The sequence below is a fragment of the Arthrobacter sp. MAHUQ-56 genome, from assembly GCF_019710585.1.
Classification (GTDB): domain Bacteria; phylum Actinomycetota; class Actinomycetes; order Actinomycetales; family Micrococcaceae; genus Arthrobacter.
Genome location: NZ_JAIFZQ010000026.1, coordinates 121,932 through 140,338 on the forward strand (window position 1 = coordinate 121,932; position 18,407 = coordinate 140,338).

The 18,407-nt window shown below is 68.6% G+C and carries 12 protein-coding genes; 7 read left to right on the forward strand and 5 right to left on the reverse strand.

Annotation, left to right across the window (positions count from 1 at the left end; translation table 11 throughout):
• Positions 1 to 161: 161 nt before the first annotated feature.
• The gene (locus tag K4G53_RS20540; RefSeq protein WP_013600696.1) at positions 162 to 383 is read right to left on the reverse strand and encodes a hypothetical protein; all 222 of its coding nucleotides are present in this window, start codon (positions 381 to 383) and stop codon (positions 162 to 164) included.
• A 258-nt stretch (positions 384 to 641) separates the two neighbouring features.
• Between K4G53_RS20540 and K4G53_RS20545 the strand changes: the two genes are divergently transcribed.
• On the forward strand, positions 642 to 2,750 hold the full coding sequence (locus tag K4G53_RS20545) for a type IIA DNA topoisomerase subunit B (protein WP_221387539.1): 2,109 nt from the start codon (positions 642 to 644) through the stop codon (positions 2,748 to 2,750).
• Between the two features lie 85 nt (positions 2,751 to 2,835).
• Here K4G53_RS20545 and K4G53_RS20550 read toward each other — a convergent pair whose 3' ends face one another.
• A complete protein-coding gene (locus K4G53_RS20550; protein WP_221387540.1) occupies positions 2,836 to 3,828 on the reverse strand; it encodes a M56 family metallopeptidase in 993 nt (330 codons plus the stop codon).
• A gap of 6 nt (positions 3,829 to 3,834) precedes the next feature.
• Positions 3,835 to 4,218: a BlaI/MecI/CopY family transcriptional regulator gene (locus K4G53_RS20555; protein WP_221387541.1), complete on the reverse strand. Its 384-nt coding sequence runs from the start codon at positions 4,216 to 4,218 to the stop codon at positions 3,835 to 3,837.
• A 263-nt stretch (positions 4,219 to 4,481) separates the two neighbouring features.
• On the opposite strand from K4G53_RS20555, the gene K4G53_RS20560 reads away from it, so the two are divergent.
• Genes K4G53_RS20560 through cydD form a run of 3 tightly spaced genes read left to right on the forward strand, consistent with a single transcriptional unit; the run spans position 4,482 to position 10,644 of the window.
• Entirely contained in the window at positions 4,482 to 6,080 is a 1,599-nt protein-coding gene (locus K4G53_RS20560) for a cytochrome ubiquinol oxidase subunit I (protein ID WP_221387542.1), read from the forward strand.
• 15 nt (positions 6,081 to 6,095) lie between these two features.
• Positions 6,096 to 7,145 (forward strand): cytochrome d ubiquinol oxidase subunit II, encoded by a 1,050-nt coding sequence (cydB, locus tag K4G53_RS20565; RefSeq protein WP_221387543.1) that lies wholly within the window; start codon positions 6,096 to 6,098, stop codon positions 7,143 to 7,145.
• 1 nt (position 7,146) lies between these two features.
• Positions 7,147 to 10,644, forward strand: a complete 3,498-nt coding sequence (gene cydD, locus K4G53_RS20570) for a thiol reductant ABC exporter subunit CydD (protein WP_221387544.1) — start codon at positions 7,147 to 7,149, stop codon at positions 10,642 to 10,644.
• Positions 10,645 to 10,684: 40 nt separating this feature from the next.
• On the opposite strand, the gene K4G53_RS20575 is transcribed toward cydD, so the two are convergent.
• A complete protein-coding gene (locus tag K4G53_RS20575; RefSeq protein WP_221387545.1) occupies positions 10,685 to 11,203 on the reverse strand; it encodes a DinB family protein in 519 nt (172 codons plus the stop codon).
• A 121-nt stretch (positions 11,204 to 11,324) separates the two neighbouring features.
• Here K4G53_RS20575 and K4G53_RS20580 point away from each other — a divergent pair, with 121 nt between their 5' ends.
• A complete protein-coding gene (locus tag K4G53_RS20580; RefSeq protein ID WP_221387546.1) occupies positions 11,325 to 12,305 on the forward strand; it encodes an ABC transporter ATP-binding protein in 981 nt (326 codons plus the stop codon).
• Positions 12,295 to 13,095, forward strand: coding sequence for an ABC transporter permease subunit (locus K4G53_RS20585; protein ID WP_221387547.1), 801 nt, complete (start codon positions 12,295 to 12,297; stop codon positions 13,093 to 13,095). Before K4G53_RS20580 ends, K4G53_RS20585 begins: the two co-directional genes overlap by 11 nt.
• A gap of 16 nt (positions 13,096 to 13,111) precedes the next feature.
• Here the strand turns inward: K4G53_RS20585 and K4G53_RS20590 are convergent, their stop codons facing one another.
• Complete coding sequence (locus tag K4G53_RS20590) at positions 13,112 to 15,628, reverse strand: DNA topoisomerase (ATP-hydrolyzing) subunit A (RefSeq protein ID WP_221387548.1); 2,517 nt, start codon at positions 15,626 to 15,628, stop codon at positions 13,112 to 13,114.
• 75 nt (positions 15,629 to 15,703) lie between these two features.
• Here K4G53_RS20590 and K4G53_RS20595 point away from each other — a divergent pair, with 75 nt between their 5' ends.
• Complete coding sequence (locus K4G53_RS20595; RefSeq protein WP_221387549.1) at positions 15,704 to 18,388, forward strand: bifunctional GNAT family N-acetyltransferase/acetate--CoA ligase family protein; 2,685 nt, start codon at positions 15,704 to 15,706, stop codon at positions 18,386 to 18,388.
• The last annotated feature ends 19 nt before the right edge of the window (positions 18,389 to 18,407 follow it).

Sequence of the window (18,407 nt, forward strand, 5' to 3'; positions counted from 1 at the left end):
CGCGGCCCTCTCCCGTTAACAGGTGGGTCCGGCTAACACGCGGGTCTGGCTAACACGCCGGCCCGAACCGCAAGCAGCCTCAACGGAAAGCGGCTTAAACGCCGGTGGGACCCCTCCGTTACGGAGGGGTCCCACCGGGTTCGTTGCTACCGATGCCTCATCTAGTCGATCTCAACGGCAGCTTTCTCGTGAAGCTTTCCCGTTTCGTCGTGCCAGTCCGAGCTCAACGGCTTGAGCGTTGCCTCGACTGCACGGGCGTGGTGGCCGCAGAACAGCAGCTCACCGCCGGAGGACTCGAGTACAACCCGGACATACGCCTGAGCTCCGCAACGGTCGCACCGGTCCAGTGCGTTGAGTGTGCGATCTGCCACTGCTGTTGTCATATCGGCCTCCTTAGTAGATCTGTACATCTATATAACCAGCATTCGTATCCAAACCAGCGCAAGGATGGGGCAAGTTCGCTGTCCGCGTATCCACAAGGTTCGGTCAAGAATGGCCCTTCGCAGCACCGCCACGAAAGCTGGTGGCGCGCTGCACACCCGCTTCCGGGTGTGGCAGACGGGCGTGCCGTGCGCGTCCGACTACCCTAGAAGGAGCGGTTTTAGCTCCCGCTTCCACGTCCTCGAAGGAGTTCATCACCAGTGGCACCAAGCTCTGAGTACACTGCCCGGCACCTCTCCGTGCTGGAGGGCCTCGAAGCCGTCCGCAAGCGGCCGGGCATGTACATCGGCTCAACCGACTCGCGCGGCCTCATGCACTGCCTCTGGGAAATCATCGACAACTCCGTGGATGAGGCCCTGGCCGGCTTCGGCCACGACATCCGGATCATCCTTCACGCGGACAACTCCGTGGAAATCCACGACGACGGCCGCGGCATTCCCATCGACAAGGAACCCAAGACCGGGCTCACCGGCGTCGAGGTGGTCTTTACCAAGCTGCACGCAGGCGGAAAGTTCGGCGGCGGTTCCTACACTGCCTCCGGAGGCCTGCACGGCGTCGGAGCCTCCGTGGTGAACGCCCTGTCCTCCCGTCTTGACGTCGAGGTGGACCGCGGCGGCAAGACGTACCGGATGTCCTTCCGCCGGGGCGAGCCCGGCAGGTTCAAGGACACCGTATCGCGCCTGGACCCGTCCGCACCTTTCACACCGTTCGTCGAGGACTCCGTCCTGGATGTCGTGGGCAAAGCCAAGAGGGGCGTCACAGGCACCCGCATCCGGTACTGGGCCGACCGGCAGATCTTCACCCCGGACGCCAAGTTCTCCTATGACGACCTCGTGGCCCGTGCCCGGCAGACTTCCTTCCTGGTGCCCGGCCTCAAACTCACCGTGCGGGATGAGCGCAAGTTCCCTGGGACCCCCGGTGAGGCCGGCCCGCACGAGGAGGTCTTCCACCACGACGGCGGCATCTCCGAATTCGTGGATTTCCTGGCGGCCGATCCTGCCGTCACGGACGTCTGGCGGCTGCACGGTTCGGGCAAGTTCAAGGAGACTGTCCCCGTCCTGGACGAGCGCGGGCACAGCCAGCTGGCGGAGGTCGAGCGCGACTGCGAAGTGGACGTGGCCCTGCGCTGGGGGATCGGCTACGACAGCACCGTCCGCAGCTTCGTCAACATCATCTCCACCCCCAAGGGCGGCACGCACCAGTCCGGCTTCGAACAGGCCCTGGTCAAGACGTTCCGCAAGGCAGTGGAAAACAACGCCCGCAAGCTCAAGGCCGGGAACGACAAAATCGAGAAGGACGACATCTTCGCCGGCCTCACGGCGGTCCTCACCGTCCGGCTCGCCGAGCCGCAGTTCGAGGGCCAGACCAAGGAGATCCTGGGCACCTCCGCCGTCCGCGCGATCGTGGCCAAAGTGGTGGAGCGGGAAATAACGGCCAAGCTCAGTTCGTCCAACAAGAACGACAAGGCCCAGACGGCGCTGCTCCTGGAAAAAATCGTCAGCGAGATGAAGTCGCGCATCTCGGCCCGTGTCCACAAGGAAACCCAGCGCCGAAAGAACGCCCTGGAAACTTCCTCGATGCCCACCAAGCTGGCTGACTGCCGCACGGACGACGTCGGACGTTCCGAACTGTTCATCGTGGAAGGCGACTCGGCGCTCGGAACCGCGAAGCTCGCCCGGTCCTCGGACTTCCAGGCCCTGCTGCCCATCCGCGGCAAGATCCTCAACGTCCAGAAGGCTTCGGTGGGGGACATGCTCTCCAACGCGGAGTGCGCGGCCCTCATCCAGGTGGTGGGCGCCGGGTCCGGCCGCAGCTTCGACATCAGTGCCGCGCGGTACGGCAAGGTCATCCTCATGACCGACGCCGACGTGGACGGAGCGCACATCCGTACCCTGCTGCTGACGCTTTTCTTCCGGTACATGCGGCCCATGATCCTCGAAGGCAGGGTGTTCGCCGCGGTACCGCCCCTGCACCGCGTGGAAGTCATCAATGCGGGCCAAAAGGCCAATGAGATGATCTACACCTACTCGGAGGCCGAACTCCATGTGCTCCTTGCCCGCCTGGCCAAGGAGGGCAAACGGTACAAGGAACCCATCCAGCGCTACAAGGGCCTGGGCGAGATGGATGCAGAGCAGCTGGCCGAGACCACCATGGACCCGCGGCACCGCACGCTGCGGAAGGTGGGAATCGAAAACGCCCAGCAGGCGGAGGAGATCTTCGATCTGCTGATGGGTTCGGACGTGTCGCCGCGCAAGGACTTCATCATCGCCGGAGCATCCAGCCTGGATCGGGAGCGGATCGACGCCTGACGGGCGTCGGGGCCAGGACGGCGGGTTTGTCGGAGCCGGGATGCCGGCAAGCCCAGCCACCGGCTTGAAGCACGACGACGGCAGTTCAGCCGAGCAGCCCGGGAACCACCAGCAGGGCAGTGGGAAGCGCCAGCAGCAGGGCCGAGCATGCCAGCACGAGGCCACGGGCGGCGGCAGGGAGCTGCGGCTGGGGTGACAGCAGGCGGCTGACCCGGGATGCGGTGGTACGGACCGCGTCCGCACCGGGGCCGCCTGGGCCGGTTTCCAGGCTCGACAACGCGAGGCCAGGCGAGGCGGGCCGGAGTTCACCGGCTGCCGGGCTTCCGGCCGATCCGCTGGCGACGATGGCGATGGCCTTGATGAGTGTGGCCTTGCTTTCGGTCTTCAAAGCGACGTCGTCGGCCAGCATTTCGATCAGCGAGTTGACGGACTCCTGCGCCAGCCGGGTGGTGGGAAGCCACGGGAGGGCCTGCCGCCAGGCCGCGAAGGCCCAGAGGAGCAGGTGATGCCGCTGGCTGAGGTGGGCATTTTCGTGGCTGATGACGGCGCGCAGTTCGGCCGGCTCAAGGGCTGCCATCAGCCCGTCGGACAGGACGGTCACGGAGCGGGCGCCGCCGGGGAGGCAATAGGCGACAGGGGAGTCGTGGCTGATGACCAGTGTTCCCGCGTCCTGCCCCGACGGCGAAGCCAGCAGGGTCAGCAGTTCGCGGTGCCGCCGCCGCTGCCGCTGGATCTTGTAGTAGGTCAGCAGCAGGGTAAAAACGAGGTGCGCCGTGAGCAGGGCCGCGGCGGACAGCGCAAAGATGTGCCAGAACCCCAGGGCGGTGGTGGGTGCATTGAAGAGAACCATGCCCGCCAGCGCCCGGAGTCCGGCGATCAGGTTGTCGCCGACCGGTTCCAGGCCATAGACCAGCATGGCACCGATCATGGACAGCCCACCGGCGAGTGCGATCGCCTGCCACAGGAGCATGGCCGTGAACGGCGAGCGCGCAGGCCATTGCGCCTTCGACAGGAGGATCGGCACCGGCCAGGCCAGGATTATTGCAAGGACCGCCAGCAGGTATGAGGCCCAGAACATGGTCCGCTACGCGTGGCCAAGCAGCTTGCGCAGTGTTTCAGCTTCACCTTCGGAGACGGACCCAATAAACCGCGCCAGCACCGCTTCACGGTCCGGTGCGGAACCCAGGACCTCGTGCATCAGTTCGGCAGTGTGGTCCGCGCGGCTCGACACTGCCTGGTACCGGTGCGGGCGGGTGCCGCGTTCGCGTTCCACCAGGCCCTTCTTTTCCAGCCGTGAGAGCACCGTGAGTACGGTGGTGACGGCCAGTTCCTTGCCCTCATGGCCAGGGCCGCCCTGCGCCGCCGACGTCCGGGCCAGCTGGTCCCTCAGGGTATTGGCCGTAGCCGCTTCCTGGCCCGCCCAGAGCAGGTCCATCACTGCCCGTTCCAGTTCACCAAGACTAGCCATAGCACTTTTCCTTTGTATCCCCGCACCGGCCGCCCTTCAGCGTCCGATGACTTCACGCGGTTGTTCAACTACAGAACTAAATTTACCCGGAAACCGCCCCACTTTCTACACCGGGTAGAACATCTGGCGTGCCGCGCCCGTCCGCGCCATCCTTGGAAGGGGGCACTTCCGGTTTTACCGCCGCCAGACATGTTCTACACTTTGTAGAAGTTAGAGTTCTACGGAACGTAGAAGAACTGCATTGCCTAACAGTAGGGACTGCCTTGGACGCCTTGGAAATCGCACGCTGGCAATTCGGCATCACCACCGTCTACCACTTCATGATGGTGCCGCTGACCATTGGACTCGGCCTGGTGGTCGCCGTCATCCAGACCGCCTGGTACCGCACCGGCAAGCCCGAGTACCTCCGCATGACGAAGTTCTGGGGAAAGCTGTTCCTCATCAACTTCATCATGGGCGTGGCCACCGGCATCGTCCAGGAGTTCCAGTTCGGGATGGCGTGGAGCGAGTACAGCCGCTTCGTGGGTGACGTCTTCGGCGCCCCGCTGGCACTTGAGGCCCTGCTGGCGTTCTTCGTCGAATCCACGTTCCTGGGCCTGTGGATCTTCGGCTGGAAGCAGCTCAAGCCCGCCATCCACCTCGCCTGCCTGTGGGTGGCGGTCATTGGGTCGGCGCTCTCCGCCTACTTCATCATCGTGGCGAACAGCTGGATGCAGCACCCTGTAGGGGTGGAAATGATCAACGGCCGGCCGGTGATGACCGACGCCTGGGCCGTCTTCACCAACAACACCGCCCTGGTGGCCGTCCCGCACACCCTGTTCGGCGCCCTCGCCGTGGCCGGCGGCTTCCTGCTGGGCATCGCCTGGTACCACCTGTGGCGGAGGCGGCACGACGGCGTGGACACGGTGGGTGCCGACGGCCGGGTGGTCCCCGGCGAAGACGCCCGCATCCCGGGCCGTGACCGCGCCGACCACAATGTGTGGATCCGCTCCCTGCGGATCGGCGCAGTGGTGGCCATGATCTCGTTCGCCGGCACCGCCGTCACCGGCGACCTCCAGGGCAAGCTGATGTTCCAGCAACAGCCCATGAAGATGGCCGCCGCGGAAGCCGCCTGCCATGACGGCACCGGCTTCTCCATCCTGAGCGTGGGCAACGTGGGCTCGAAGAACTGCGACGACGTCGTGGCAGTGATCGAAGTCCCCGGCATCCTCTCCTTCCTGGCCAAGGGCGATTTCACCACCGAGGTCAAGGGCGTCAACAGCCTGCTGCCCGAGTACAAGGCGAACTACGGAACGCACCTGCCGGACAACCCGATCTACGGCGAGCGCGCGGGCCAGGAAATCCAGTACGTACCCGTCATGGAAGTCACCTACTGGGGATTCCGGATGATGATCGGCTTCGGCGGCCTCGCCGCCCTCGCGGCACTGGTGGCCCTCTGGGTCACCCGCAAGGGGACGGTGCCGGAATCGCGCTGGCTGATGCGGCTTGCAGTCTTTGGCATCCTGGCCCCCTTCGGCGCCAATGCCGCCGGGTGGATCTTCACCGAGATGGGCCGCCAGCCCTTCGTGGTGGCCCCCAACCCCGATCCCAGCGGCATCGACCAGGTGTTCATGTTCACCGCCGCTGCCGTGTCACCCGGCGTCTCCGCAGGGGAGCTGATTGCCTCCCTGGTGGCCCTGACCGCCGTCTACGCCGTCCTCCTGGTGGTGGAAGTGAAACTGCTGGTCAAGTACATCCGCGGCGGCGTAGTTTCCGCGATGCCCGAGCTCGGCCACGCACCCGCGGACGAAAACGAGGACCAGACGCCCGGCGGCACCGGGGGAGCCAAACCGGCCGACGACGTCCTGGCCTTCGCCTACTAGCAGAGGAAACGAACAATGGAACTGCTTCCCACCATATGGTTCATCGCCATCGCAGTGCTGTGGACCGGCTACCTCTTCCTGGAGGGCTTCGACCTGGGCGTCGGGATGCTGATGAAGGCCTTCGCCCGCAACAACACCGAACGCCGGGTGCTCCTGAACACCATTGGGCCGGTCTGGGACGGCAACGAGGTGTGGCTCCTGACCGCGGGCGGCGCCACTTTCGCCGCCTTCCCGCTCTGGTACGCCTCGCTGTTTTCGGCCCTGTACCTGCCGCTGCTGGTGGTGCTGCTCGCCCTGATCTTCCGCGCGGTCGCGTTCGAATACCGGGGCAAGGTGGACACCGACAGCTGGCGCAACCGCTGGGACTGGGCCATCGCGCTGGGCTCGCTCTTTGCGGCCTTCGGCGTGGGCGCCGCCCTGGCGCTGACCACCACGGGGCTGCCCCTGAATGCGAACGGTGACCGTGAGGGCGGTCCGCTGGCCTGGTTCAGCGGCTATGCAGTGCTGGGCGGGCTCGCGGTGGTGGGCTTCTCCCTGCTGCATGCCCTGGCCTTCCTTGCCCTCAAGACCGACGGTGAAGTCCGCCACCGCGCCCGGCAGTGGTTCGTCCGCCTCCTGCCGGTCCTGCTCCTGCCCATCGCGGCCTGGGCCCTCGCCATCCAGTTCATGGACGGCAAGCCCTGGACGTGGGCCGCCGTCGTCCTGGCCGTGGCGGCCGCTGCCACCGCATGGCTGCTGGCCCGCAACGGTTCGGAAGGCCGCGCGTTCCTGGCCCTGGGCGCGTTCCTGGTCCTGGGCACCGCCTCAATCTTCGGCGCCGTGTTCCCGGTGGTGCTGCCCTCCACCGTGGACAGCGCCTTCGACCTCACCGTTTCCAACGCGTCCTCCTCGGACTACACGCTGGGGCTGATGAGCGTGGTCGCGGCCTTCGGCCTGCCGCTGGTGATCGCCTACCAGGCCTGGACCTACTGGGTCTTCCGCCGCCGGGTCAGCGCCGCCTCCATTCCCGAGGCACACAGCTTCCTCCCGGCGATCGCCGCCAGGGCCTTCACCACCAAGGGCTGACGTGCGGCCCACCTTCCCCTCCGGTCCCGCAACCCGTTCGGCCCTCTACTGGCTGGGGCTCCTGGCAGCGCTCAAGGCCCTGTCCCTGGTCCTCATCGGCCAGGCGGTCGCCTCCATCCTGGCCGGGCTCGTTGCCGGGAACCCGGACTGGGGAGGGCAGCTGGCGGCCGGATCCGCCGGCGTCGTCCTGCGTTCGCTGACCGTCTGGGGACAGGCCGTGGCGGCGCGCCGGGCAGCCCTGGGCGTCAAGGAGGAGCTCCGCGCCGGACTGCTGGAACACGCCTTGCGGACCGGTGTACGCACCGCCGGTCCTGCCGACGGCGGCCTGGCGGTCCTGGCCACCAGGGGGCTCGATGCCCTGGACAGCTACTACACGCAGTTCCTGCCCGCCCTGGTCAACTGCGCCGCCGTCCCGCTGCTCCTCGGCGCGCGGATTCTCTTCGCAGACTGGGTGAGCGCCGTCGTCATCGTGCTGACCGTTCCGCTGATCCCCGTGTTCATGGTGCTGATCGGCCGGTACACGGAGGACAGCGTGCGCCAGGCGCAGGCCTCCCTGGCCAGGCTCTCCGCGCACATGCTCGAACTCGCCAAAGGCCTGCCGGTCCTCGTTGGTCTGGGCCGCGCCACAGCCCAGCGCAAGGCCCTGGAGGAGATCTCCGAGGAATACCGCACCCGCACCATGGGCACCCTCCGCACGGCTTTCCTGTCCGCCCTTGCCCTGGAACTCATCGCCACCATCTCCGTGGCGGTGGTGGCGGTGTTCATCGGCGTCCGCCTGGTCCACGGCGACATGCCGCTGGAAGCAGGCCTGCTGGCCTTGCTCCTGGCACCTGACTGCTACCTCCCGCTGCGGGAGCTGGGCACAGCCCACCATGCCAGCGATGACGGCCGTGCAGCGCTCGCGGAAACCACCGCGGTGACAGGGGGAGGCGCGCAGGCCCCGCTGCCTGCCGCCAAGGCGGGCAGGCCGGCGGCTCCGCTTGAGGTCAACGCGCTGACGGTGCGCTTCGGCGGACGGTCCGGTGCCGCCGTCGGACCGCTCACCTTCGCCGCGCCGCAGGGAAGGATCACGGCACTGGACGGCCCCAGCGGCGCGGGCAAGAGCACGGTCCTGGGCGTGCTCGCCGGAACGGTCGGCACCGGCGGCGGGACCAGCATGACGGGATCCATCCGCAACCTGGACCGCCACGCGGTGGCCTGGGTGCCGCAGCATCCCGTCATGGTGGCGGACACGGTCCTGGACGAAGTCCTGCTGTACCTCACACCCGACTCCGGACGCGTCACCGGCAGGTCAGCCGTGGAAGCGGCGGAGCGCTGCCTGGCCCGCGCGGGAGCCGGCCCCCTGGCCGGGAAGCACCAGTCGGAACTGAGCCCCGGCGAACTGCGCCGCGTGGCGCTGGCCCGAGGACTGGCCAGGATCGAAACAGGTGCCACCCTCCTGCTGCTCGACGAACCCACCGCGCACCTCGACGATGCCTCCGCCGCCACTGTCGAGGACGCAATCCGGAGGCTCCGCGGGCAGGCCACCGTCATCCTGGTGGCACACAACGACCGCACCCGGCACCTTGCCGACCACCTGGTGCCGGTCATTCCGGCCGGAACGCCGGAGCCGCTGCCCGCAGACTCGGGAGACCGCGCGGGCGGGCCCGGCGCGGCGCTGCCCGCGCAGCATCCGGTTGCCGCGGCACTCCAGGAAGTCCCGGACGAAAGGGGCGAAACCGGCGCGGGCCCCGGCCCCGGCGGCCCGACACCGGAGCCGGCCGCCGCCTCGTCCGGTGCGGCCCGGCTTCTCGCTGCCATCCTGGCGCCGGTGCGGGGCAAATTCGCTGCCGCTGCCCTCGTCGGCATCCTGGCGGCCGTCTTCGCTGTCGCGCTTTCCGGTCTGTCCGGCTGGCTGATCATCCGGGCCAGCGAACAGCCGCCCATCCTGTACCTCCTGACGGCGATCGTGGGGGTCCGGTTCTTCGGCATCGGACGGGCCGTCTTCCGCTACTGGGAGCGGCTCCTGCTGCACGACGCCGTCTTCGCCGCCCTCACCAGGCTGCGGGGCCGGCTCTGGGAATCGCTGAGCCGGCGGGCGCTGTCGCTGCGGCGGCTCCTGCAGGGCGGCAACGTCCTGGGCACCGTGATTGACGACGTCGACACCATCCGCGACCTCCTGCCGCGCGTCATCCTTCCGCCAGTCACCGCGCTGGCGGTGACGTTTCTTGCCCTGGCCGCCACCGGCATCCTCGTGCCGGCCGCGCTTCCCGCCGTCGCCGCGGCAGCTGCCGGCGGACTGCTGCTGGCGCCGGCGGCCGCCCTGTGGGGGGACCGCAGGTCCGCAGCGCGCGAACAGGTCCTGCGCTCCGGCGTCCTGCGGCGCGCCGCGGCGGCCCTCGACGCGCGGGCTGAGCTGCACGCCAACGGGGTGGCCGCCCGGGTGCTCGAGGACCTGAGGGCGGAAGACCGGAGAGCCACCCGCGCGTCCCAGCGTTCGGCCTGGGCTGACGGCCTGGGCCACGCCATTGCCACCGCCGGCTGCGGGGCGGCGGCACTGGCCGCCGCGTGGCTGGCCGCCCCCGACGTCCTGGCAGCACGTCTTGCACCTGCGACGGCGGCCGTGGTGGTCCTCCTGCTCCTTGCGCTGGTGGAACCGTATGCGGCCATGACGACGGCGGTACGCCAGTTCCCGGCCCTGCGTACCGTGGTGCGGCGGGTGGGCGGATCCGGCGCGCTCGACGGCGGGGCGCACCTGCCCTCCCAGGGTGGTGGCAGCGCCACGGGCCTGCAGCCGGTTCCGGCCAGGAACGGCCAGAAACCCGGAGTCGAGCTGGCAGGCCTCGCCGCGGCATGGCCCGGGGGCGCCCCGGTCTTCTCGGGCCTGGATGCCGTGGCGGAACCGGGGCGCTGGCTGGCGGTCACCGGCCCGTCGGGATCGGGAAAATCAACTCTGCTCTCGGTCCTGCTCGGCTTCCTCCCCGCCGCAGCCGGTGCCGCACGGGTCACCGGCAAGGCGGCCTGGTGCCCGCAGGAGGCGCACCTTTTCGACTCGACCATCCGGGGCAACCTGCTGCTGGGACGGCCCGGCCTGGACGGCACTGCTCCCAATGAACCCGTGCCCACGGAACCTGCGCCCAACGAAGCTGCCGGCGGACAGGACAGTGCACTGGAAGCGGTGCTCGCCGCCGTCGGACTGGCAGGGCTGGTACGCCGGCTGCCCGCCGGCCTGGATACCCGGATCGGCCCCGGCGGCGCCTTCCTCAGCGGCGGGGAGCGCACGCGGCTGGCCGTGGCACGGACCCTGATGACCGGGGCGCCGGTCATTCTGCTGGATGAGCCCACGGCGCACTTGGATGCGGAGTCCGCCGCGGCCATGCTCGCAGACCTTCGCGCCGGACTCCGGGACCGCACGGTGGTGCTGGTTACGCACAACCCCGCCGACATCCACCCCGACGACGCGCGGCTGGACTTGGCAGCCTCAGGGCGGCCGGCCGGATCGCTGGCCGGGTCCCGCTAGGAACCCGCCGCCCCGCTAGGGACCCGGCGGTCCGGCGGCGCTACCCGTCGACGTCGTGGAGGTGGTGGACAACGTCGTGCAGGAAGTAGCGGGACAGGGTCAGGACGGTGAATTCGGAGCCGTTGCTGCGCAGTCCCTTCCGCGGCCAGTCCTCTTCCCGGACGGCGGCGAAGGACTCGGCGGCCTGGTGTCCTTCGGCGGTGAGTTCGGCGCTCACCACGGCGGGGTCGGCGTTGGCGTAGTCCTTTTCCACGGCCGTCCGGTCCTGGTCCCAGTCCTCGAACCGCGCGTCATCGGATGCCAGCATGAGGTTCAGCCGCTGGTCGAACAGGGTGAAGACGTCCCGGACATGGCAGGCATACTCCAGTGCGGACCAGGTGCTGTCGTCGGGACGCTCCGCCACGTCCGGCCGGCGCAGGACTGCCCGCCACCGGGGGAGCAGGCTCAGGATGGTTCCGGGGACCGTCGACGGCGTCACGGTTGAGGCGTCGAAGGAGCATTCCGGGCAGGTGCGGGACAGGACCCAGGTCCAGTCCTTCTCATCGGGGACGATAGGCATGAGAGCAGTCTAGGCGGGATGCGCCGGCGCCGTGCGCAGCGGTCCCGCCAGAGTCCAACGCCTCCCGCCGCAGGCCAAAGGACTCTGGAGCGGCGTGCAGGCCGCGCATAGCCTTGGCTCCATGAGCGGGGAAGACATAGTGCAAACCGCCGGACTGACGAAGCGTTTTGGCCGGACAACAGCGCTCGACGGCGTCAGCCTCACCATCGGGCCGGGCGAAGTATTCGGATACCTGGGACCGAACGGGGCAGGCAAGACCACCACCATCCGGCTCCTGATGGGCCTGCTGCGGCCCACCTCCGGCACAGCGTACGTGCTGGGGCTGGACGCGTGGCGGCAGTCGCGCGAAGTCCACCGGGTCGTGGGGTACGTGCCCGGGGAGCCAGCGCTCTATGACCGGCTGACCGGCCGCCAGCACATTGCATACTGCGCCCACCTGCGGCACCGGGACGACAGCGAATTGGCAGCCCGGACCGCCGCGCGGCTCGAACTGGACCTGGACCGGCCGGCCCGCACGCTGTCGCGGGGCAACCGGCAAAAGCTTGCAGTGGTCCTTGCGGTGATGTCCCGGCCGCGGCTGCTGGTGCTGGACGAACCAACCAGCGGCATCGACCCGCTGGTTCAGCAGGTCTTCCATGCCATCCTGCGCGAACACACGGCGGCCGGCGGCTCAGCGCTGTTTTCCTCCCACGTCCTTGGCGAGGTGGAGCGCGTGGCCGACCGGATTGGTGTGGTCCGTGCGGGAAAACTGGTGGCGGTGGAGCGGCTCCAGGAGCTGGCTGCCCGGTCCCTTCACCAGGTGCGGGCCCGGTTCGCCGAAGAGGTGTCCGTGGCCGAGTTCGCGGGGGTGCCCGGCGTGCGGGACGTGCGGGTGGACGGCCGGTCGCTGGCCTGCAGCGCGCCGCAGGCAGCCCTTGACGCGCTGTTGAAGCGGGTCAGTGCCCGTCAGGTGGAGGATTTCGAGTGCTCCGAAGCACCGCTGGAGGAAACGTTCCTGGGGTACTACGGGATGGACACGGCCGGGACAGGCAGGCCCGGGACGGACACGGCCGGGACAGGCAGGCCCGGCGGGGTGGAAGCGGAGGCTGGGCATGCTCGCTAACGTCCTGCTTAAGACGCTCCGGGACCAGGGCAGGACGCTGCTGGCCTGGTCCGTCTCCCTGGCGCTCATCGTGGCCACCTATGCGGCGATCTGGCCCTCGGTCCAGTCCCAGCCGTCGATGAGCGACTTCATCGACCAGATGCCGGAGGCCTTCCGCTCCCTGTTCGCAACCTCCAGCGCTGACATGTCCACCCCCACCGGATACATCCAGGTTGAACTGCTCTCCTTCATGGGGCCGATTGCCGTGCTGATCTACTCAATCAGTGCCGGTGCGGGTGCCATCGGAGGGGAGGAGGACCGGCACACCATGGACCTGCTGCTGTCCAACCCGGTCAGCCGGGGCAGGGTGGTGCTGGACAAGTTCGCCGCAATGGTCCTGGGCACGTTCCTGCTGGCCGCCGTGATGGGGGTGTCCCTGGTGCTTGAAGGCAGCATGGTGGACATGGTCCTTCCCACCGACAAAGTGGCGGCCGCCATGTTGCACCTTGCCCTGCTCGGCGTCGTGTTCGGCTCCCTTGCCCTGGCACTGTCGGCGGGCACCGGGCACACGGGTCTCAGCCGGGGAGTGCCTGCCGTGCTGGCGGTGCTCGCGTACATCGTCAACGCCCTGGCGCCGCTGGTGGATGTCTTTGACCGGATCCAGAAGGTGTCCCCGTTCTTCCAGTACATCGCCCACGACCCGCTGAGGCAGGGCACGGCGTGGGACAGCGTGTTGGTGTCCGCCGGTACGGCCGCGGTCCTGCTGGCGCTCGCCGTCGTGGGTTTCCGTCGGCGGGACGTGGCGGGCTAGCGCCGTCCGCCCGGCATTAGCCTTCCGCAGCTGCTTCGTCCGCCCATGCCATGGACGGACCCACGGCCTCCACGGCCTGGGACAGCGGGACGCCCGAGCCGTCACGCCGGCCGTGTTCCTGCGGCAGCGACCGGGCCACCCCGGCCGCTGAGGAGGCTTTTGCCGGCCCGTGCCCGGCCCATGCCAGCAGCAGCACGTCCTCGCCTTTCAGGAACCGGTGCGACCTCACTCCGGCGGTGGCGCGGCCCTTGACCGGGTACTCCGCGAAGGCGGTCACCTTCGCCGTGCCCGGGGCGGTGCCGGGAAGGGCGCCGTTGCTGCCGGCGATGGTCACGACGACGGCGGCCTCGTCCTTGGGCTGGACAGCGCCGAAGAAGATCACCTGGTCACCGGCGGCCAGTTTGATGCCGGCCATGCCCCCTGCCGTCCGCCCCTGCGGCCGGACGTTGCCTGCGGGAAACTTCAGCAGCTGCGCCTGCCGGGTGAGGAACACCAGGTCGGCGTCGTCCGCGGCTGCCGGTGCCACGCCCACCACGAAGTCCTTGTCCTTGAGCGTGATCACTTCCCAGTCCTCGCGGTTCAGCGGGTAGTCCGGCTGGACGCGCTTCACCACGCCCTGCGCGGTGCCGATGGCCAGGACCTCGTCCAGGCGCACGAACGCGACCAGCGACTCACCCTTCACCAGGGTCAGGAATTCCTTGGCCGGAACACCGCCGGCCAGGTTGGGCAGCCCGGCCACGGGCTCAAGCACCGGCATGTCCATGACCTGCAGCCGGAGCATGCGGCCCAGCGAAGTGACGGCAGCGATTTCGCCGCGGGCCGAGGTCTTCACCACGGATGTGTACACGTCGTGCTTGCTCCGGGGCCCCGCCTCGGTCAAGGGTTCCTGGTTGGTGGTGCGGGCCACCTGCCCGGATGCGGTGAGGATCGCCCAGCAGGGGTCGTCCGCAATCTCCAGCGACAGCGGCGCAGCCTTGCCCTTCCTGCCGTTGGCCCCGGAAAGTTCGGCGGCCACGGTGGGGGAGACGGCCTCGGACTCCAAAAGGACGGTGCGGCGCGGGGTGCCATGTTCCTCGGCGATGGCGCCGAGTTCATCGGAGACCACGGTGCGGAGCAGCTCCTCGGAGTTCAGGATCGCCTCGAGGTCGGCGATCTCGCGGCGCAGCTCGTCCTGCTCCTTCTCCAGCTCGATCCGGGAATATTTGGTGAGCTGGCGCAGGCGCAGTTCCAGGATGTAGTTGGCCTGGATTTCGGTGAGGTCGTAGATGGACATGAGCCGCTCGCGGGCCGCGGCGGCCTCGTCCGAGGACCGGATGATCTGGATGACCTCGTCGATGTCCACGATGGCGATGAGGAGACCCTCCACCAGGTGCAGGCGGTCCTTCTTCTTCCCGAGCCGGAAGACGGTCCGGCGGCGGACCACGTTGATGCGGTGGTTGACGTAGACGCGCAATAGGTCCACCAGGCCCAGCGTCTGCGGCTGGCCGTCCACCAGGGTGACGTTGTTGATGCCGAAGGAGTCCTCCATCGGCGTGTACCGGTAGAGCTGCTGCAGGACCGCGTTGGGGTTGAAACCGTTCTTGAGCTCGATCACCAGCCGCAGCCCGTGCTTGCGGTCCGTCAGGTCCACGATGTCGCTGATGCCGGTCAGTTTCTTGGCGTTGACGGCGTCCTTGATCTTCTCGATCACCTTTTCCGGGCCCACCATGTACGGCAGCTCGGTGACCACCAGGCCGGTGCGGCGCGCGGAAAGCTGTTCGATTTCCACCTTGGCGCGGGTCTTGAAGGATCCACGGCCGGTGGCGTAGGCGTCGCGGATGCCGTCCAGGCCCACGATCCGGCCGCCGCTGGGCAGGTCCGGGCCGGGGACGAACCGCATCAGGTCATCCAGCGAGGCATCGGGGTTGGCGATCAGGTGCCGCGCCGCCGAGATGACCTCCACCAGGTTGTGCGGGGCCATGTTGGTGGCCATGCCGACGGCGATGCCGGTGGCGCCGTTGACCAGCAGGTTGGGGAAGGCGGCGGGAAGGACGTCCGGCTGGGTGAGCTGGTTGTCGTAGTTGGGGACGAAGTCCACCACGTCTTCGTCGAGGTGGTTGGTGAGCGTGAGGGCGGCCGCCGCCAGCCGGGCCTCGGTGTAGCGCGGTGCTGCGGGGCCGTCGTCGAGCGAGCCGAAGTTGCCGTGCCCGTCAATCAGCGGCAGGCGCAGGGAGAAGTCCTGCGCCATGCGCACCATGGCGTCGTAGATGGCGGCGTCACCGTGCGGGTGCAGCTTGCCCATCACCTCGCCCACCACGCGCGCGCTCTTGACGTGGCCGCGGTCCGGGCGCAGGCCCATGTCGCTCATCATGTAGAGGATGCGGCGCTGTACCGGCTTCAACCCGTCCCGGGCGTCCGGAAGGGCGCGGGAGTAGATCACCGAGTACGCGTACTCCAGGAAGGAGCCCTGCATTTCGGACGTGACATCGATATCGACGATGTTTTCGGTGTAGTTGTCGTCGGCGATCGGGGCTGGGCTTTGGCGGCGGGCCATGGGGCTGGTAAATCCTTCTGGGGTTACTGCGCAGCCTGCGGGCGTGCTGCGATAGTTTTTGGCTAGGCTAAGCCTATGGTGGATCAGCCCGGGGACGGCGAATATCCGGAACATTGGGAAGCCGATGTCGTCCTGCGGGACGGCGGGACAGCGCACCTGCGTCCCATCCACCCCTCGGACGCCGACGCCGTCCAGGCCTTCCACACCGGGCAGTCGCAGGACTCAATCTACATGCGCTTCTTCGCGTTCAAGGCCAGGCTGTCCGCCAAGGAGCTCAAGCGCTTCACCGAGGTGGACTACAAGGACAGGGTGGCATTCGTCATCACCATCCACGGCGAAATCATCGGGATCGGGCGCTACGACCGGTTGGCCGACCCCACCCAGGCCGAGGTGGCGTTCAACATCGCGGACGCCCACCAGGGGAGGGGCATCGGTTCCATCCTGCTGGAGCACCTTGCCGCCGCCGCCCACGAAAACGGCATCCGCAAGTTCACCGCCGAAGTGCTGCCCGAGAACCGCAAGATGCTGATGGTCTTCTCGGACGCCGGCTACGACGTCAAACGCCACTTCGACGACGGCGTCGTCAGCCTGGAGTTCAACATCGACCCCACCGAGAAATCGCGTGCGGTGATGGAATCCCGCGAGCACCGCGCGGAGGCGAGGAGCGTCCGGGACCTGCTGGCGCCGTCGTCCGTTGCCGTGATAGGAGCCAGCCGCAAGTGGGGCACCGTGGGGTACCAGCTGCTGGAACACATCATTGAAGGCGGCTTCCACGGGCCCGTCTACGCCATCAACCCCGAAGCGCTGGAACTGGCCGGCATGATGTCCTACGGCAAGCTGTCCGAAGTTCCCGAGCCCGTCCAGCTGGCCATCATCGCGGTGCCGTACGAGGAAGTCAGCGGCGTGGTGGCCGAGTGTGCTGCCGCCGGCGTCAAAGGCGTGGTGATCGCCTCGGCAGGCTTCGCGGACGACGGCGAACGCGGCCTCCTGCGGCAGCGCGCCCTGGTGCGCCAGGCCCGGGCGAACGGGATGCGGGTCATCGGTCCGGCGTCCCTGGGCATCGTCAACACACACCCCGACGTGTCCTTGAACGCGTCCATGGCCCCGTCCCTCCCGCTGCGCGGGGGACTGGGCCTGTTCAGCCAGTCCGCCGCGATCGGCGTCGCACTTTATGCCGCCTCCAGCCGGCGCCGGCTGGGCTTGTCCACCCTCCTCTCGGCAGGCAACCGGGCGGACGTCTCGGGCAACGACATGATGCAGTACTGGGAGGACGACGCCGATACCTCCGCGGTGGGCCTTTACCTGGAGTCGGTGGGCAACCCGCGCAAATTTTCGCGCATCGCCCGGCGCCTGGCCCGCACCAAGCCGGTCATCGTGGCCAAGTCCGACACCATGGGCCTGCGCCTGCCGCCGGGGCACGCCGTGCGCACCACGCAGGCGCCTGCCGGAGCGCTGGACGCGATGCTCCGCCAGTCCGGGGTGATCCGCGTCGAAACCGTGGAACAGCTCGTGGACGTGGCGCAGGTCGTGTCGGGCCAGCCGCTTCCCCGGGGAGCGGACGTGGCCATCCTCAGCAACTCGCCGGCGCTGGGCAGCGTCGTCGCGGACAGCGCCTCGGCGCACGGGCTGGGCGTGGCGCAGGTGGTCGCAGGCCTCGACCTCGACGCCGGCCAGTCGGTGGCGCTGCCCGCCCTGCGGACCGCCCTGTTGGAGGCCCTGGCCCCGGACACTGTGCACGCAGCCGTTGCCGCCCTGCTGCCGGGGCGCGGGCTCGCCCCCGAAGCGATAGCCGCGGTGCTTGCGGAATGCTCGGCAGCGGCGGGCAAACCCGTGCTAGCCGTCTTTACCGGCATTCTTGACCCCGCCGTCAACGTGGAGGGGATGGTCGGTACCGGGGACTGCACCCTGCCCTGTTACTCCAACCCCGGAGCCGCGGTGGCCGCGCTCGCCGCAGTGGTCCGGTACGCCGAGTGGGCGGCCCGCGACCAGGGGCACTTCGTCGAACCGGCCGGCTGCGACCCCCGGCAGGCCGGCGCCCTGCTCGAAACACTCCTGGCGGACGTCAGGGGCGAACAGCTCAAACAGCTGGACCCTGCCGCGGCGGCCACGCTCCTGGGCCACTACGGCATTTCCGTCCTGCCGTCAGTGGGCTTCACAACGCCGGAAGAGGCGGTGGAGGCGGCCGAGGGCCTGGGCTGGCCCGTCGTCCTAAAGACCACCGAGCCGGCCTTGCGGCACCGGCTGGACCTGGGCGGCGTGCGCCTTGGCATCGAGGACGCGGAATCGCTGCGCCAGAACGTGCTGCAGATGCGCCGCGCGCTCGCCGCCTACGGCGATCCGGCGTTGGAGGTCCAGGCCATGGCGCCGGTGGGGCAGGCATGCACCTTCCGCGCCATCGAGGACCCCCTGCTCGGTCCGGTCATTTCATTCGGCCTGGCCGGGGACGCCGTCAACCTCCTGGACGACTGGGCGCACCGGGTGCCGCCGCTCTCTGCAGCGGATGTGCACGACTTCATCCGGTCCCCGCGCGCCTCCCGGAAGCTGTTCGGCTACCAGGGCCTGCCGGCAGTGGACGTTGCAGCCCTGGAGGACCTCGCCGGCAGGCTGGCGTGGATGAAGGACAACCATCCCGAAATCGCCCTGGTGGAGTTCAACCCCGTCCTTGTCGGGACCTCGGGCGCCACGATCCTCGCCGCGGATGTCCGCATAGGCAACGCCGCCCAGCGCACGGACAGCGCGCGGCGGGCCATGCTGGGCTGACGCGGTTCGCAAGTTGGCC

What these genes read in the sequence shown, in the direction of transcription:
- K4G53_RS20540 (WP_013600696.1), bottom strand. Translation starts at nt 383, where the DNA reads ATGACAACAGCAGTGGCAGATCGCACACTCAACGCACTGGACCGGTGC.
- K4G53_RS20550 (WP_221387540.1), bottom strand. Translation starts at nt 3,828, where the DNA reads ATGTTCTGGGCCTCATACCTGCTGGCGGTCCTTGCAATAATCCTGGCC.
- K4G53_RS20555 (WP_221387541.1), bottom strand. Translation starts at nt 4,218, where the DNA reads ATGGCTAGTCTTGGTGAACTGGAACGGGCAGTGATGGACCTGCTCTGG.
- cydB (WP_221387543.1), top strand. Translation starts at nt 6,096, where the DNA reads ATGGAACTGCTTCCCACCATATGGTTCATCGCCATCGCAGTGCTGTGG.
- K4G53_RS20575 (WP_221387545.1), bottom strand. Translation starts at nt 11,203, where the DNA reads ATGCCTATCGTCCCCGATGAGAAGGACTGGACCTGGGTCCTGTCCCGC.
- K4G53_RS20580 (WP_221387546.1), top strand. Translation starts at nt 11,325, where the DNA reads ATGAGCGGGGAAGACATAGTGCAAACCGCCGGACTGACGAAGCGTTTT.
- K4G53_RS20585 (WP_221387547.1), top strand. Translation starts at nt 12,295, where the DNA reads ATGCTCGCTAACGTCCTGCTTAAGACGCTCCGGGACCAGGGCAGGACG.
- K4G53_RS20590 (WP_221387548.1), bottom strand. Translation starts at nt 15,628, where the DNA reads ATGGCCCGCCGCCAAAGCCCAGCCCCGATCGCCGACGACAACTACACC.
- K4G53_RS20595 (WP_221387549.1), top strand. Translation starts at nt 15,704, where the DNA reads ATGGTGGATCAGCCCGGGGACGGCGAATATCCGGAACATTGGGAAGCC.